The following is a 14,922-nucleotide window of genomic DNA, read 5'->3' on the forward strand; positions in this document are numbered from 1 at the left end:
GTCGCGGGCTAGCCTCATATACATAGGCACTCCGATCGGGTACCGAAGAAAGAAACGAGGCGAACAACTGCCGTGAGCAGCAGCTCTACTTCCCAGTTCGGACAGAACCAGTGGTTGGTTGACGAGATGTACCAGCGGTTCCAGGACGATCCGTCGTCCGTGGACGCCAGCTGGCACGAATTCTTGACGGACTACTCCCCGGAGGCGGCGGTCGCAGGTGGCGCGAACGGTGCCACGCAGACCCAGCGTCCGGCGCAGAGTTCCGCTCCGACCTCCACCGAATCCGCTCCCGCCTCGAAGGCCGCCCCGGCCGCGGCTCCGCCGAAGGCCACCCCCACCCCGCCGAAGGCCGACACCGCCCCGGCCAAGCCCGGCACCGCCCCGGCCAAGCCCGCTCCGAAGCCGGCCGAGCCCGCCGCCAAGCCGGCAGCCGCCAAGGCGGCCCCCGCGAAGCCCGCCGCCAAGCCGGCTCCCGCGAAGCCCGCCGCTTCGGCCCCCCAGGAAGAGTCCAAGGTTCTCCGTGGCGCTGCCGCTGCCGTCGCGAAGAACATGAACGCCTCGCTTTCGATCCCGACCGCCACCAGTGTGCGCGCCATCCCTGCGAAGCTGATGGTCGACAACCGGATCGTCATCAACAACCACCTCGCCCGTACCCGCGGCGGCAAGGTGTCGTTCACCCACCTGCTCGGCTACGCCATCGTGCAGGCGGTCAAGGCGTTCCCGAACATGAACCGCCACTTCGCCGAGATCGACGGCAAGCCGAACGCGGTCACCCCCGCGCACACCAATCTCGGTCTGGCCATCGACCTGGCAGGTAAGGACGGCAACCGGTCGCTGGTCGTCGCCGCGATCAAGAACTGCGAGTCGATGAACTTCGCGCAGTTCTACTCCGCGTACGAGGACATCGTCCGTCGCGCGCGCGACGGCAAGCTCACCGCCGAGGACTTCTCCGGGGTCACCATCTCGCTGACCAACCCGGGCGGCATCGGCACCGTGCACTCGGTGCCGCGGCTGATGCCGGGCCAGGGCGCCATCATCGGCGCCGGCGCGATGGAGTACCCGGCCGAGTTCCAGGGCGCCTCCGACGAGCGCATCGCCGAGCTCGGTGTCGGCAAGCTCATGACGCTGACCTCCACCTACGATCACCGCATCATCCAGGGCGCGGAGTCCGGCGACTTCCTGCGGACCGTCCACAACCTGCTCATAAGCGACGATTTCTACGACGAGATCTTCCACACGCTGCACATCCCCTACGAGCCGGTCCGCTGGCGCAAGGACGTGCCGGAAGGCGCCGTCGACAAGAGCACCCGCGTCCTCGAGCTGATCGCCGCCTACCGCAGCCGCGGCCACCTGATGGCCGACACGGACCCGCTGCAGTTCGTCAAGGACAAGTTCCGGTCCCACCCGGACCTCGACGTCACCACGCACGACCTGACCCTGTGGGACCTCGACCGCGAGTTCAACGTCGGTGGGTTCCACGGGCAGCAGCGCATGAAGCTGCGCGACGTGCTGTCGGTGCTGCGCGACGCCTACTGCCGCCACGTCGGCGTGGAGTACACCCACATCCTCGACCCCGAGCAGCAGCAGTGGCTGCAGGAGCGCGTCGAGGCGCACCACGTCAAGCCGACCGTGGCGCAGCAGAAGTACATCCTCAGCCGCCTCAACGCCGCCGAGGCGTTCGAGACGTTCCTGCAGACCAAGTACGTCGGCCAGAAGCGGTTCTCGCTCGAGGGCGCCGAGTCGGTCATCCCGATGATGGACGCGATCATCGACCAGGCCGCCGAGCACCAGCTCGACGAGGTCGCCATCGCGATGCCGCACCGCGGCCGCCTGAACGTGCTGGCCAACATCGTCGGCAAGCCGTACTCGAAGATCTTCACCGAGTTCGAGGGCAACCTGAACCCGGCCGCTGCCCACGGATCCGGCGACGTGAAGTACCACCTCGGCGCCGAGGGCAACTACATCCAGATGTTCGGCGACAACGACATCAACGTCTCGCTCACGGCGAACCCGTCGCATCTCGAGGCCGTCAACCCGGTCCTCGAGGGCCTCGTGCGCGCCAAGCAGGACATCCTGGACAAGGGTGAGGGCGGCTTCACCGTCATGCCGCTGCTGCTGCACGGTGACGCGGCGTTCGCCGGTCAGGGTGTCGTGGCCGAGACCCTCAACCTCGCGCTGCTGCGCGGCTACCGCACCGGCGGCACCGTGCACATCGTCGTCAACAACCAGGTCGGCTTCACCACGGCCCCCGAGCACTCGCGGTCGTCGGAGTACTGCACCGATGTCGCGAAGATGATCGGCGCGCCGATCTTCCACGTCAACGGCGACGACCCGGAGGCGTGCGTGTGGGTGGCCCGCCTCGCCGTGGACTTCCGCGAGAAGTTCAACAAGGACGTCGTCATCGACATGATCTGCTACCGCCGTCGCGGGCACAACGAGGGCGACGACCCGTCGATGACGCAGCCGGCGATGTACGACGTGATCGACACCAAGCGCAGCGTCCGCAAGAGCTACACCGAGTCCCTCATCGGTCGTGGCGACATCTCGCTCAAAGAGGCCGAGGACGCGCTGCGCGACTACCAGGGCCAGCTCGAACGGGTCTTCAACGAGGTCCGCGAGCTCGAGAAGTTCAAGCCGGAGCCGTCCGAGTCGGTCGAGCTCGACCAGACGCCGCCGGCGAAGCTGACCACCGCCGTCGACAAGTCGGTGCTCGAGCGGATCGGCGACGCGTTCGTGAACGTCCCCGAGGGCTTCTCCGTGCACCCGCGCGTCAAGCCTGTCGTCGAGAAGCGTCGCGAGATGTCCCGCCAGGGCCACATCGACTGGGCGTACGCCGAGCTGCTCGCGTTCGGTTCGCTGGTCGAGCAGGGCGCGCTGGTGCGTCTGGCCGGCCAGGACTCGCGCCGCGGCACGTTCACCCAGCGTCACGCGGTGCTCATCGACCGCAAGACCGGCGCCGAGTACACCCCCCTGCAGCAGGTCGCTGCCGAGGGCGGCAAGGGCGGCAAGTTCATGGTGTACGACTCGGCACTCACCGAGTTCGCGGGCCTGGGCTTCGAGTACGGCTACTCCGTGGGCAACCCGGAGGCGCTGGTGCTGTGGGAGGCGCAGTTCGGTGACTTCGTCAACGGCGCGCAGTCCATCATCGACGAGTTCATCTCCTCCGGCGAAGCCAAGTGGGGCCAGCTCTCCGACGTGGTGCTGCTGCTGCCGCACGGCCACGAGGGCCAGGGCCCGGACCACACCTCGGGCCGCATCGAGCGGTTCCTGCAGCTGTGTGCGGAGGGTTCGATGACGGTGGCCATGCCGTCCACCCCGGCGAGCTACTTCCACCTGCTGCGCCGGCATCACCTCGACGGGATCCGCCGTCCGCTGGTGGTGTTCACGCCGAAGTCGATGCTGCGCAACAAGGCCGCGCTCAGCAACCTCGAGGACTTCACCAGCGGCAAGTTCCGCTCGGTGTTCGAGGAGCCGCTGTACGAGAGCGACGGCGGCGACCGCGAGAAGGTCACCCGCGTCCTGCTGACCTCCGGCAAGCTCTACTGGGAGCTGAAGGCCAAGAAGGACAAGGAGAAGCGGGACGACGTCGCGATCCTGCGGATCGAGCAGCTGTACCCGGTGCCGCGCCGCCGTATCGCCGAGGCACTCGACCGGTACCCGAACGCGCACGAGTTCTTCTGGGTGCAGGAGGAGCCGGCCAACCAGGGCGCGTGGCCGTTCCTTGGCCTGGCGCTGCCGGAGATGCTGCCCGAGAAGCTGTCGGGCATCAAGCGGGTGTCGCGCCGCGCGATGTCGGCGCCGTCGTCCGGGTCGAGCAAGGTGCACGCTGTCGAGCAGCAGGAGATCCTGGAGAAGGCGTTCGGTCAGTAGTCACCGGCGGTACCCCGCGGTTCTCACACGAGCCGGGTCGCGCTTGCCCTTCGGGGCGGCCGGCCCGGCTCGCGCCGTTTCCTACGTCCCAGCGTCATGACCGAATGTGACATCCGGTCGATTCGATCGACCGAATGTCACATTCGGCCCGCCGGCAGCCAGGGCGAGCGCCGGCAGGGCCGCGACGGCGAGGTCCACGAACTCGTCGCGGGTGAGCTGCGGATCTCGCAGCCAGGCGATCGTGGTGTCCTCGACGAACGCGATCCAGCCGCGCACGGCCAGGGCGACGGCGGGGCCGGCGTCGATGCCGATGCGGGGCAGGTGCGCGACGGTGCGTTCGACCATTGCGGTGCGGGTGTCCTCGAACACCTGCCGCATGTCCGGATCCCCGCTCGCGGTGCCGCGCAGCATCGACAGGTAGGTGTCGCGGTGGTCGGTGACGTAGTCGACGTACGCGACGATCGTGCCGCGCAGCATGTCCATCGGTTCGAGGCTGTCGTCGGGTGCGGTGCGCTCGAGCATGTCGCGGCTGGTGTGCCGGACGAGTTCGACGTGGAAGTCGTGCTTGGACGCGAAGTAGTGGAACAGCAGCCCGCGCGACACCCCCGCCTGATCGGCGATCTCCTCCACAGAGATCTGCTCGAGCGGCCGTTCGGCGAGCAGTTGCACGCCGAGGTCGACGAGCTGGGCCCGGCGCTCGGCGGGACTGAGCCTGGTGCGCTTGACGATGTTGCCCTTCACAGGTGCCATGCAAACATTCTTGTTGAATCGCAGTCAACAGCTATTGACCGCCACTCAATATGGCCCTACGCTCATTTACATGAGTCTTCCGGTTACAGACACCATCGCCACCGCTGCGCACCCGCGTCAGGTCGACACGCTGATCATCGGCAGCGGTTTCGCCGGACTCGGCGCCGCCGTCCGGCTGACGCAGGCCGGCAAGAACTTCGTGGTCCTCGAACGCGGCTCGGAGGTCGGCGGCACCTGGCGCGACAACACGTACCCGGGCGCGGCGTGCGACGTTCCGTCCAATCTGTACTCCTACTCCTTCGCCCTGAACCCGGGCTGGACGCGGTCCTTCTCCCCCCAGCCCGAAATCCAGGCCTACATCGCTTCGATCGCCGACAAGTACGACGTGCGCCGCCGCACCGTCTTCGGCTGCGACGTGCAGACCGTCCGCTGGAACGACGCCACCCACCGCTGGGACGTGCGGACCACCAAGGGTGCGTTCGATGCTCGGATCGTCGTCTCCGCCGTCGGCGCGCTGTGCGAACCGGCGCTGCCCGACATCGAGGGCATCGACCGGTTCCGGGGCGAGATCTTCCACTCCGCCCGGTGGAACCACGACGCGGACCTGAGCGGCAAGCGCGTCGCCGTGATCGGCACCGGCGCGTCCTCGATCCAGATCGTGCCCGCGATTGCCGGCAAGGTCGCCCACCTCGACGTCTACCAGCGCACCGCACCGTGGGTGCTGCCGCGCGCCGACCGCAAGTACACGCCCGTCGAGCGGCTCGCGTTCCGCCACGTGCCCGGATTCCAGCGCCTGTCCCGCGCCCTGCAGTACCTCACCCGCGAGACACAGGTCGTCGGTCTCGCCAAGGCACCGGCGTTCATGAAGCCGCTCGAGCTCGCCGCCCGCACGCACATCCGCCGCCAGATCGCCGATCCGGAGCTGCGCCGCAAGGTCACCCCGGACTTCCAGATCGGCTGCAAGCGCATGCTCATCTCGAACAACTACTACCCCGCGCTGGCCCGGCCGAACGTCGACCTGGTCACCGACGGCATCGCGGAGGTCACGGCGGACGGCATCGTCACCCGCGACGGCACCACCCGGCAGGTCGACGCCATCGTCGTCGCGACCGGCTTCCACGTCACCGACTCGCCCACCTTCGCCGGCGTCTTCGGCAAGGACGGCCGCAGCCTCGCCGACGTCTTCGACGCCACCGGGATGCAGGGATACAAGGGTGCCGCCGTCGCCGGCTTCCCCAACCTGTTCTTCCTCGTGGGACCGAACACCGGCCTGGGCCACACCTCGATGGTGTACATGATCGAATCCCAGCTCAACTACGTCGTGGACGCGATCGAGACCATCGACCGCCATCGGATCGGCACCGTCGAGGTGCGTCCCGAGGTGCAGGACGACTACAACCGCAACCTGCAGGCCGCCCTGAAGCGCAGCGTGTGGAACAACGGCGGCTGCGCGAGCTGGTACCTCGACAAGCACGGTAACAACACCACCCTGTGGCCGAGCTTCACATTCGAGTTCCGCCGCATCACCAAGCATTTCGATCTGGATGCCTACCGCAGCGTCGCTGCGGCAGACCTCCCCCCGGTCCCGGCGCCGACGCCGTCGGCCGTTCGCGACACCGACGAGACCGACGCCCGGAAGGTGGCAGCACAGTGAGCGAGTTCGCAGGAAAGGTAGCCGTCATCACCGGTGCCGGATCGGGCATCGGCCGCGCTCTGGCGCTCGAGCTCGCCCGGCGCGGCGCCCGGCTGGCCCTGTCCGACGTCGACACCGTCGGGCTGGAGGAAACCGCGCGCCGGGCCCGCGACCTCGGCGCCGAGGTCAAGGCCGACCACCTCGACGTCACGCAGCGCGAGGCGGTGCTCGACTACGCCGAGGCCGTCGCCGCCCACTTCGGCCAGGTCAACCAGATCTACAACAACGCCGGCATCGCCTACCACGGGGAGTTCGAGCGCTCGGAGTTCAAGGACATCGAGCGGATCATGGACGTCGACTTCTGGGGCGTGGTCAACGGCACCAAGGCGTTCCTGCCCCACGTCGTCGCGTCCGGCGACGGCCACGTCGTCAACGTCTCGAGCCTGTTCGGGTTGCTGTCCATCCCCGGTCAGAGCGCCTACAACTCCGCGAAGTTCGCCGTCCGCGGCTTCACCGAGTCCCTGCGCCAGGAGATGCTGATCGCCGGGCACCCCGTCAAGGTCAGCTGCGTCCACCCCGGCGGCATCAAGACCGCGATCGCCCGCAATGCAGCCGTCCCGGACGGCGACGACCAGGAGTCCTTCGCCCAGTTCTTCGACCGCAAGCTGGCACGCACCAGCCCGGAGGACGCGGCCCGCACCATCGTCGAGGGGGTGCGCAAGGGCCGGCCCCGGATACTCGTGGGCGCCGACGCGAAGTTCCTGGACGCCTGGGTGCGCGCGGTGGGTCCGTCCTACCAGCGTGTCGTCGCATTCGTCAGTGGCCGCTTCGTGCCCAGGGGCTAGGGTCGCGGTCATGCCACAGCTCCCCCTGCCCGTCGTGCGGGCCGCGTTGCGTCCGGCGTACCGGCTCGCCCTCAACGCCCGGCTGCCGTACTCCGTCCAGCGCCGGCTGCTCGAGCTGGTCGCGCCGATCCAGAGCCTGCCCGAGGGCACGGTGGTCCGGCAGGTCACACTCGCGGGGAGGCCGGCCGAGCGCGTCACCGTCGGCGCCACCGAACGTCCCACCGCGGTGCTGTACCTGCACGGCGGCGCGTACACGGTGGGTTCACCCGCCACGCACCGGTCCCTGGCCGCGTACCTGGCCGCGGCCTCGGGTTCGGTGGTCTACGTGCTCGACTACCGGCTGGCTCCCGAGCACCCCTACCCCGCCGCCCTGGACGACGCGGTCGGGGCGTACCTCGAGCTGGTGACCGAGCACGGCGTGACCCCGGGAACCGCCCCCATCGCCGGGGATTCGGCCGGGGGCGGGCTGGCGGTCGCGACGGCGCGACGGCTGATCGACCGGCACGGGGTCCGGCCCGCCGCCCTGGGCCTCGTCGCCCCCTGGGCCGACCCCGGCTCGCGCGACTTCCCGTTCGACCGGGACACGGTCCTCAACGCCGCCTGGATCTCGGCCTCGGCCCGCGCGTATCTCGGCGGCCACGACGCCGCCGACCCCGGCTACGCGCCCCTGCGGGGGGACCTGAACGGGCTGCCGCCGACGCTGATCCACGTCGGCACCGGCGAGATGCTGTACCCACAGGTCAGCGAGTTCGCCCGCGAGTTCCGCGACGCGGGGGTGGAGGTGACGGTCACCGAGCAGCGCGACCTGTGGCACGTGGCCCATCTGCAGGCCGCGCTGGTGGGCGAGGCCGCCGACGCAGTGGCGCAGCTCGGCGGCTTCCTGCGTTCACACGTGCTCGGTGAGCCACGCCTGCGCGACGGCCGCTGAGTCCTCGCCGCCGTCGATCCGGCCGAGCATCTCGGCCAGGTCGGCGGTGGTGAGCTCCCCCGCGACGAGGCTCAGGGCTTCGAGCTGACGTTCCCCCAGCGCGTGTTTGCGGAATACGGGGACGACGTTCTGGGCAGTGAACACCGGTGGCTCCGTGACGGTTCCGTCCTCCGGCCCGGTTCCGGGCGCGCGGTCCGGTGCGTCCTCGAGCGCGACTCCTGGTGCGTCGCGCGCGACGACCGAGGTGGTGGTCAGCGCGGCCGCGCTCCCCTCCTGCGTGACCGCGCGCAGCGCCACATCGCCGTCGCCTTCTTCGACGCGACCTGGGACGCAACCTCTTTCGGCCATGTCCCCCAGGCCGTCGTTCGTCTCGAACCCGGCGGTCACCGTCACGGTCAGCTCGCCGCACCGGCCGAGGATTCCGGTCAGCTCGGTGGTGCCGAGCCGTTCCGCCGTGGCGTCGGACACGACCAGCATCGAACGATCCTGGGCGGCAGCATAATCCGTGATCGCCAGGTCCTCGGGCAGGGAACGGGCCAGGGCCTCGAACACGTCCTCGGCGTCCGTGTCCGGGGCAGCCGGAGCGAAGTACCTCAGCAACCGGCCGGTGTAGTCCGGCACGAGGGTCACCTCGGCCGCGTCCAGCGCCGCCAGGTACCCGGCACGGTCACCGAGCCCGGTTCGCAGTTCGGTACGGGTTCCGCTCCCGGCCAGGGCACCGGCGTAGATGCGGGCCAGCAGCTCGCTCGCCACGCCGTCCCCGGCTCCGACGACCACCGTGGCGGTGTCCGCCGACTCGTCGAGAACCGACGGGCCGCACCCGGTCAGCACCGCGACGGCGACCGTCAGCCCGGCCACCGTCCGTCCGAATCCCCCGCCGCGCCGTCCCCGGCTCCTCACGTTCCACACGTTGCCCATCCTCGCGCATCCCCGGAACGCCGAACGCCCCGGCCGGAACCTGGGTGCGGGCTCCGGACGGGGCGTGCGGTCGATCGCGTCAGTCGGTGACGCCCTCGGCCCGTGCCGCGGCCGCGACGGCCTCGGCGACGGCGGGCGCCACCCGCGGATCGAGAGGGCTCGGGACGATCTTGTCCACGGCCAACTCGTCACCGACGACCGAGAGGATGGCCTCGGCGGCGGCGAGCTTCATGCCCTCGGTGATGCGCCGGGCACCGGCATCGAGCGCGCCCTTGAACACACCGGGGAAGGCCAGCACGTTGTTGATCTGGTTCGGGAAGTCGCTGCGCCCGGTCGCCACGATCGCGGCGTGCTTGGCGGCGATCGTCGGGTGGATCTCCGGGTCCGGGTTCGACAGCGCGAACACGATCGCGCCCTCGGCCATCTCCGCCACGATCTCCTCGGGCACCGTGCCGGCCGAGACGCCGATGAACACGTCCGCGCCGCTCAGGGCCTCGATCAGCCCACCGTGCCGGCCGGCGGGGTTGGTCCGCGCGGCCAGATCGATCTTGACCTCGTTCAGGTCGGTGCGATCGGCCGAGACGATGCCCTTCGAGTCCAGCACGGTCACATCCGCCGCACCGGCGGCGAGCAGGATGTTGGCCACCGCGACGCCGGCGGCACCGGCACCGGAGATGACGATGCGCAGGCCGCTCAGCTCCCGGCCCTGCACCTTGGCCGCGCCCTTGAGCGCGGCGAGCGCGACGATCGCGGTGCCGTGCTGGTCGTCGTGCATGACCGGGCAGTCCAGCGCCTCGATCACGCGCTTCTCGATCTCGAAGCAGCGCGGGGCGGAGATGTCCTCGAGGTTGACCGCACCGAAGCTCGGCCGCAGCCGGATCAGCGTCTCGACGATCTCGTCGGGGTCCTTGGTGTCGAGGACCAGCGGGATCGAGTTCAGGCCGGCGAACTTCTTGAACAGCGCGGACTTGCCCTCCATCACCGGCAGCGACGCGCGCGGGCCGATGTCACCGAGGCCGAGGACGGCCGAGCCGTCGGAGACGACCACGACCAGGCGGTTGGTCCAGGTGTAGCGGTCGGCGAGCGTCTCGTCGGCCGCGATCGCGCGGGAGACCTGCGCGACGCCGGGGGTGTAGGCGATCGACAGGTCCCGCTGCGTCTCCAGCGGTGCCGTGAGCTCGACGGACAGCTTGCCGTCGACGTGGCTGCCGAAGATCTCCTCGTCGGTCAACTCGACCTTCTGGGGGGTAGGTGCATCAGACACGATTGACACGATGACACTCCTGCTCGAGCCGGAACCACTCGGGTTCCGGTTACTGCGAAGTAGCTGCGCGACAGACTTCAGGCGCAGTGCTTCGCCAAGGACATTTCGGTGAAGCTTCCGGGCGCGATCACGGTTACCGCTGTACAACGCTGTACGACTTCCGGAGCGTGATGGCGCCGAGGCGGGTGAGCCCTGGCGACGAGCCCTCTACAGGGTCTGCCATCTTCGTCCGGCTTCGGGGCGGTGGCACCGACGCCGGATTGGGGAAAAGTTTGCCACCTTCACAAGCCAACAATCAAATCGGTATTTCTTGCGAATGTCTCACGATTTTCGCCGCTCACCTGTGAGTTTGGACAGCCGAGCCGCAATGTCGACCCGAGGATCGGGGTCGTTCCGAGGCAAAAGCCCGAGATCTCGACCGGTTACCAACCGGTAACGGACGGGGTCCGAACGTCAGCCCCACCACTGGGTGAACATCAGGACCGCACCCGTGAGATAGACCACACCCGCGGCCGCGGCGGCGGCGAGACCGTGCCGACGGTCCGCGAACAGCTGCGCGGCCGTCACGACGATCGCCGCGACGACGTGCGCGGACAGCGACGCCGAGCCCGGTCCCGGGAAGTCCCGCTTGTCCCCGAGGTACTGCGCCACCCAGACCACCACCGTCAGGACGATCACCGCGCCGCACACCACCCCCGACAGCGCCCGCAATCCCCGCACGACGAACCCGTCCCGTCTCGGCGTCCCACCGCGGGACGCTGTCGCCGGGGGTGTCTCGTAGGGGTCGCGGCCGGAGCGGTAGGCGGGATCGTCGTAGTAGTCGTCGTGTCCGGCGGCGCGGTCGTCGCGGCGCGCCGGGCGGCCCCAGGTGCTCATCCCTCGAGCACCTCGATCCCGGTGGCCCGCGCCGTCAGCGCCTCGAACGCCTCGGGGTCCGTCGTGTACCGGCCGAGCGGGACGGCCTTGTTGCCGCCGTGGTAGTCGGACGACCCCGTGACGAACAGATCGAGCTTCGCCGCCAGGTCTCGCATGAGCTGCGCGTCGGCAGGATCGTGGTCCGGATGGTCCGCCTCGAGGCCACCGAGACCCAGTTCCGCGAGTTCCTCGATGTGGTCGAGTGCGAGCAACCGGCCGCGGGATCGAGCACGGGCATGCGCGACGACGGTGACACCGCCGGCGTCGGCGACCATGCGCACGGCTTCCGAGAGCGGAGTGTCCGCCTTGGTGACGTAGTAGCGGCCCCGCGACGACAGCAGGTCCGCGAACGCGGCCTCGATGCTCGGCACGACCCCCGCCTCCACCAGGGCGCGCGCCAGGTGCGGCCGCCCCGCTACCGGGCCGGCGGCGGTGACGATCCGTTCGGGATCGACGGGCAGACCGTCGTCGGCCATCCGCTCCGCCATCGTCCGGATACGGGCCACCCGCTCCCCTCGCAGGCGCTCCCGCTCGACCGCGAACGCCTCGTTCCGCGGGTCGAACAGGTAGGCGAGCAGATGCACCGCGACGGGCCGTCCGTCCTCACCGCGCCCGGTGCACGACATCTCCATGCCGCGGATCAGCCGCAGCCCCGCAGGCAGCGCGTCGGCCGCCGCGTCCCAGCCGGCGGTCGTGTCGTGGTCGGTCAGGGCGACCGCGTCGAGCCCGGCGTCGGCCGCGGCACGGACGAGTCCCGCCGGGGAGTCGGTCCCGTCGGAAGCCAGCGAGTGGGCATGCAGGTCGATACGCACCCCACCAGTGTGTCAGGTCCCGTCGTGCGGCCCCGGCGGGCGGCCCGGGGCGGGTTAGCATGACGCTGCGACCGCCCGGACGGGCCGGAGCGTGCTGCGCGGAAGGGAACCGATGTCGAACCTGCCCTCGCACCCGTCGCGCCGGACCGGTGCCCCGGCGTCCACCCTGCGCGTCCCCGCGGAGCGGGCCGTGGTGGACTGCGCCGTCTACGTCGACGGGGTCCGGCTGCCCGGCCGCTACGCCCACGACGCGGCGCTCGAGGAGGTGCGCCGACGAGGCGCCGGCTTCGTGTGGCTCGGCCTGCACGAGCCCGACGAACAGCAGATGACGAGCGTGGGCCGCACGTTCGGGCTGCACGAACTGACGGTCGAGGACGCCGTGCACGCCCATCAGCGACCCAAGCTCGAACGCTACGACGACGTGACGTTCCTCGTGCTGCGCACCGTGAACTACGTCGAACACGAATCGGTGACCACGACCAAGGAGATCGTCGAGACCGGCGAGATCATGCTCTTCTGTGGCCGGGACTTCGTCGTCAGCGTCCGCCACGGCGAGCACTCGGGGCTGGCGGACGTGCGGCATCGGCTCGAAGGCGCCCCGGAACGCCTCGCGCTCGGTCCGTCGTCGGTGCTGCACGCCGTTGCCGACCATGTCGTGGACTCGTACCTCGCCGTGGTCGACGCCGTGCAGCCGGACATCGACGACCTCGAAGAACTGGTGTTCACGCCCGACACCCGCATTGCGGTGGAGCAGATCTATCTGCTCAAGCGGGAGATCGTCGAGCTGCGGAGGGCGGTACTCCCCCTTGCGTCGCCGCTGCGCCAGCTGACCCGCGGCCCCGGCAACCCGGTACCCAAGGAGGTGCGGCGCTACTTCCGCGACGTCGCCGATCATCACACCAAGGTGGCCGAGCGCATCGCGGACTACGACGAGACGTTGAGCACTCTCGTCGATGCCGCGATCGCCAAGGTGACGGTGCAGCAGAACACCGACATGCGCCGGATCTCGGCGTGGGTGGCGATCGCGGCCGTGCCCACCATGATCGCCGGGATCTACGGGATGAACTTCGACAACATGCCCGAACTGCACTGGGAGCACGGCTACTTCGTGGTCGTCGGGGCGATCGTGGTGATCACCGTCGGCCTGTTCGTCACCTTCCGCCGCAACAAATGGCTCTGATCACCGCGGCGCGGGAGCGCCTGGCGCCGGCCGCTTCCGCAGGGCACCCCCGCGGGACGTGGGTGCTCGCGGCGGCCCTCGTCCTGATCGTCCTGCAGCTGACGGTGCGCTCAGTGCTCGCGTTCGGTGGGCAGTTCTACTGGGACGACCTGATTCTGGTCGGACGGGCGGGCCTGCACCCGCTGCTGTCGTTCGAGTTGCTCGGCTACGACCACGACGGTCATCTCATGCCGGGTGCGTTCCTGGTGGCCGACGTGGTCACGAGTTTCGCGCCGCTGCAGTGGTGGCCGGCGGCCGCGACGCTGGTGACCGGCCAGGCGTTGGCGTCGCTGGCCGCGCTGCGCGTGCTGTGGTTGCTGCTCGGGCCGCGGCCGGCACTGCTCGGCCCGCTGCTGTTCTACCTGTTCACCCCCCTGACGCTGCCGGCGTTCGCGTGGTGGGCGGCGGGCCTGAACTCGCTGCCGTTGCAGGCGGGTATGGCGTGGGTGGCCGGCGACGCGATCCGTGCGGCGCGCACCGGCCGGCTCCGCTACGCGCTGAGCGGGACGGCGGTCACCGGCGTCGCTCTGCTGTTCTTCGAGAAGTCGGTGCTGGTTCCGGCGGTGGCCTTCGCGACCGTCGCGCTGATGTACGGGCTGGACGGCCACCCACGGGCGGTGCGCACCGCGGCGAGACGCGCGGCGCCGCTGTGGCTCGGCTCGTCGCTGGTCCTCGCGGCGTGGGCGGCGGCGTACCTGTCCCTCGTCGAGTCCCGGTTCGGGGCGCCGACGGCCGACATGGTCCGGGGGTTGACGCACCACGGTGTCTCGTTCGGGGTGCTGCCGGCGCTGCTGGGCGGACCCTGGCGATGGGACCGCTGGAATCCGGGCCCGCCGTGGGCGGATCCGCCGACCGGGCTGGTCGTGGTGGCCTGGGCCGCGGTGCTCGCCGTCCTGGTGTGGTCGCTGCGGCGCAGCCGGCGCACGGGCTGGGTGTGGGCGGCAACGGCCGCCTACGTGGCGGCCTCGACGGCCGCGATGATCAGCACCCGCTTCGGCCCGGACACGACGTACGAACTGGCCCAGACCCTGCGCTACCACACCGACACCGCCGTGGTCGTCGCGATCGGAGCGGCCCTGATCCTGCGCACCCGCCCACGCGACGACCCCCGGCCCTCACCCACGGGACGGATCGTCGCCGCCGGGTGCGCGGTGGCCTTCACGGTGAGCTGCCTGTGGTCCACGGCGACCTTCGCCCGCACCTGGTCCGACAACCCCACCGGCGCCTATCTGGCCGCCGCGAAGTCCGCGCTCACCACACGCCCCGACGTGCCGATCCTCGACCATCCCGTGTCGGTGTGGGTGCTCCTGCCGGTCACCCACCCCCACAATCTCCTGAGCCGGGTGTTCTCGTCGCTGCCGGGACGCGCCGGGATCGGCGACGTCACCACCGAACTGCAGGTGCTCGACGACCGGGGCCGGCTGGTGCCGGCGGAACTCGTCCCGGTGCGGCACGTGCTGCCCGGCCCGGCGCCCGACTGCGGGCATCTGCTCACCGACTCGACGACGACCGTGCTGCCCGCCGACACGGCGCTCGTGGGCGGGGAGTGGACGGTGCAGCTGAACTACCGCGCCTCCGCGGACGGCGAGATCGAGGTGGGGTTTCCCGCCGGCCCGCGGGTGCGGGTGCCGGTCACCGAGGGACTGGGCACGGCCTATGCACGGGTGCCGGGTGCAGGCACCGGGCTGCAGGCCCGCTCGGCGTCGCCGGACCTCGATGTCTGCCTGGCCGGCGGCCCGATCGGGGTCGTCGTCCCGCGCTGACCGGG

General features: G+C 70.1%; 11 protein-coding genes. 6 read left to right on the plus strand and 5 right to left on the minus strand.

What is annotated here, in order from left to right:
- The first annotated feature begins 72 nt into the window (after positions 1 to 72).
- Positions 73 to 3,870 carry a multifunctional oxoglutarate decarboxylase/oxoglutarate dehydrogenase thiamine pyrophosphate-binding subunit/dihydrolipoyllysine-residue succinyltransferase subunit gene (locus QYS60_RS21935; RefSeq protein ID WP_371384272.1) on the plus strand — a complete coding sequence of 1,266 codons (3,798 nt, stop codon included), beginning with the start codon at positions 73 to 75 and terminating at the stop codon, positions 3,868 to 3,870.
- 81 nt (positions 3,871 to 3,951) lie between these two features.
- On the opposite strand, the gene QYS60_RS21940 is transcribed toward QYS60_RS21935, so the two are convergent.
- Complete coding sequence (locus QYS60_RS21940) at positions 3,952 to 4,620, minus strand: TetR/AcrR family transcriptional regulator (RefSeq protein ID WP_371384273.1); 669 nt, start codon at positions 4,618 to 4,620, stop codon at positions 3,952 to 3,954.
- Between the two features lie 70 nt (positions 4,621 to 4,690).
- Between QYS60_RS21940 and QYS60_RS21945 the strand changes: the two genes are divergently transcribed.
- Genes QYS60_RS21945 through QYS60_RS21955 form a run of 3 tightly spaced genes read left to right on the plus strand, consistent with a single transcriptional unit; the run spans position 4,691 to position 8,026 of the window.
- Entirely contained in the window at positions 4,691 to 6,274 is a 1,584-nt protein-coding gene (locus QYS60_RS21945; RefSeq protein WP_371384274.1) for a flavin-containing monooxygenase, read from the plus strand.
- A complete protein-coding gene (locus tag QYS60_RS21950; RefSeq protein ID WP_289379971.1) occupies positions 6,271 to 7,098 on the plus strand; it encodes an SDR family oxidoreductase in 828 nt (275 codons plus the stop codon). Before QYS60_RS21945 ends, QYS60_RS21950 begins: the two co-directional genes overlap by 4 nt.
- A gap of 10 nt (positions 7,099 to 7,108) precedes the next feature.
- Positions 7,109 to 8,026, plus strand: coding sequence for an alpha/beta hydrolase (locus tag QYS60_RS21955; protein WP_371384275.1), 918 nt, complete (start codon positions 7,109 to 7,111; stop codon positions 8,024 to 8,026).
- Here QYS60_RS21955 and QYS60_RS21960 read toward each other — a convergent pair.
- The 4 genes from QYS60_RS21960 to QYS60_RS21975 form a co-directional block, all read right to left on the minus strand.
- Positions 7,985 to 8,944: a glycine betaine ABC transporter substrate-binding protein gene (locus QYS60_RS21960; protein ID WP_371384276.1), complete on the minus strand. Its 960-nt coding sequence runs from the start codon at positions 8,942 to 8,944 to the stop codon at positions 7,985 to 7,987. The genes QYS60_RS21955 and QYS60_RS21960 overlap by 42 nt on opposite strands.
- 79 nt (positions 8,945 to 9,023) lie before the next feature.
- On the minus strand, positions 9,024 to 10,217 hold the full coding sequence (locus tag QYS60_RS21965) for an NADP-dependent malic enzyme (protein WP_289379965.1): 1,194 nt from the start codon (positions 10,215 to 10,217) through the stop codon (positions 9,024 to 9,026).
- A 444-nt stretch (positions 10,218 to 10,661) separates the two neighbouring features.
- On the minus strand, positions 10,662 to 11,084 hold the full coding sequence (locus QYS60_RS21970) for a hypothetical protein (protein ID WP_003936114.1): 423 nt from the start codon (positions 11,082 to 11,084) through the stop codon (positions 10,662 to 10,664).
- The gene (locus QYS60_RS21975) at positions 11,081 to 11,935 is read right to left on the minus strand and encodes a PHP domain-containing protein (RefSeq protein ID WP_371384277.1); all 855 of its coding nucleotides are present in this window, start codon (positions 11,933 to 11,935) and stop codon (positions 11,081 to 11,083) included. Before QYS60_RS21975 ends, QYS60_RS21970 begins: the two co-directional genes overlap by 4 nt.
- A 112-nt stretch (positions 11,936 to 12,047) precedes the next feature.
- Here QYS60_RS21975 and QYS60_RS21980 point away from each other — a divergent pair, with 112 nt between their 5' ends.
- The gene (locus QYS60_RS21980; protein ID WP_371384278.1) at positions 12,048 to 13,115 is read left to right on the plus strand and encodes a magnesium and cobalt transport protein CorA; all 1,068 of its coding nucleotides are present in this window, start codon (positions 12,048 to 12,050) and stop codon (positions 13,113 to 13,115) included.
- On the plus strand, positions 13,106 to 14,917 hold the full coding sequence (locus QYS60_RS21985) for a hypothetical protein (protein ID WP_371384279.1): 1,812 nt from the start codon (positions 13,106 to 13,108) through the stop codon (positions 14,915 to 14,917). Before QYS60_RS21980 ends, QYS60_RS21985 begins: the two co-directional genes overlap by 10 nt.
- The last annotated feature ends 5 nt before the right edge of the window (positions 14,918 to 14,922 follow it).

The sequence above is a fragment of the Rhodococcus sp. GXMU-t2271 genome, from assembly GCF_041414735.1.
Taxonomy (GTDB): domain Bacteria; phylum Actinomycetota; class Actinomycetes; order Mycobacteriales; family Mycobacteriaceae; genus Rhodococcus; species Rhodococcus indonesiensis.

What these genes read in the sequence shown, in the direction of transcription:
- QYS60_RS21940 (WP_371384273.1), bottom strand. Translation starts at nt 4,620, where the DNA reads ATGGCACCTGTGAAGGGCAACATCGTCAAGCGCACCAGGCTCAGTCCC.
- QYS60_RS21985 (WP_371384279.1), top strand. Translation starts at nt 13,106, where the DNA reads ATGGCTCTGATCACCGCGGCGCGGGAGCGCCTGGCGCCGGCCGCTTCC.
- QYS60_RS21960 (WP_371384276.1), bottom strand. Translation starts at nt 8,944, where the DNA reads ATGGGCAACGTGTGGAACGTGAGGAGCCGGGGACGGCGCGGCGGGGGA.
- QYS60_RS21955 (WP_371384275.1), top strand. Translation starts at nt 7,109, where the DNA reads ATGCCACAGCTCCCCCTGCCCGTCGTGCGGGCCGCGTTGCGTCCGGCG.
- QYS60_RS21945 (WP_371384274.1), top strand. Translation starts at nt 4,691, where the DNA reads ATGAGTCTTCCGGTTACAGACACCATCGCCACCGCTGCGCACCCGCGT.
- QYS60_RS21970 (WP_003936114.1), bottom strand. Translation starts at nt 11,084, where the DNA reads ATGAGCACCTGGGGCCGCCCGGCGCGCCGCGACGACCGCGCCGCCGGA.
- QYS60_RS21980 (WP_371384278.1), top strand. Translation starts at nt 12,048, where the DNA reads ATGTCGAACCTGCCCTCGCACCCGTCGCGCCGGACCGGTGCCCCGGCG.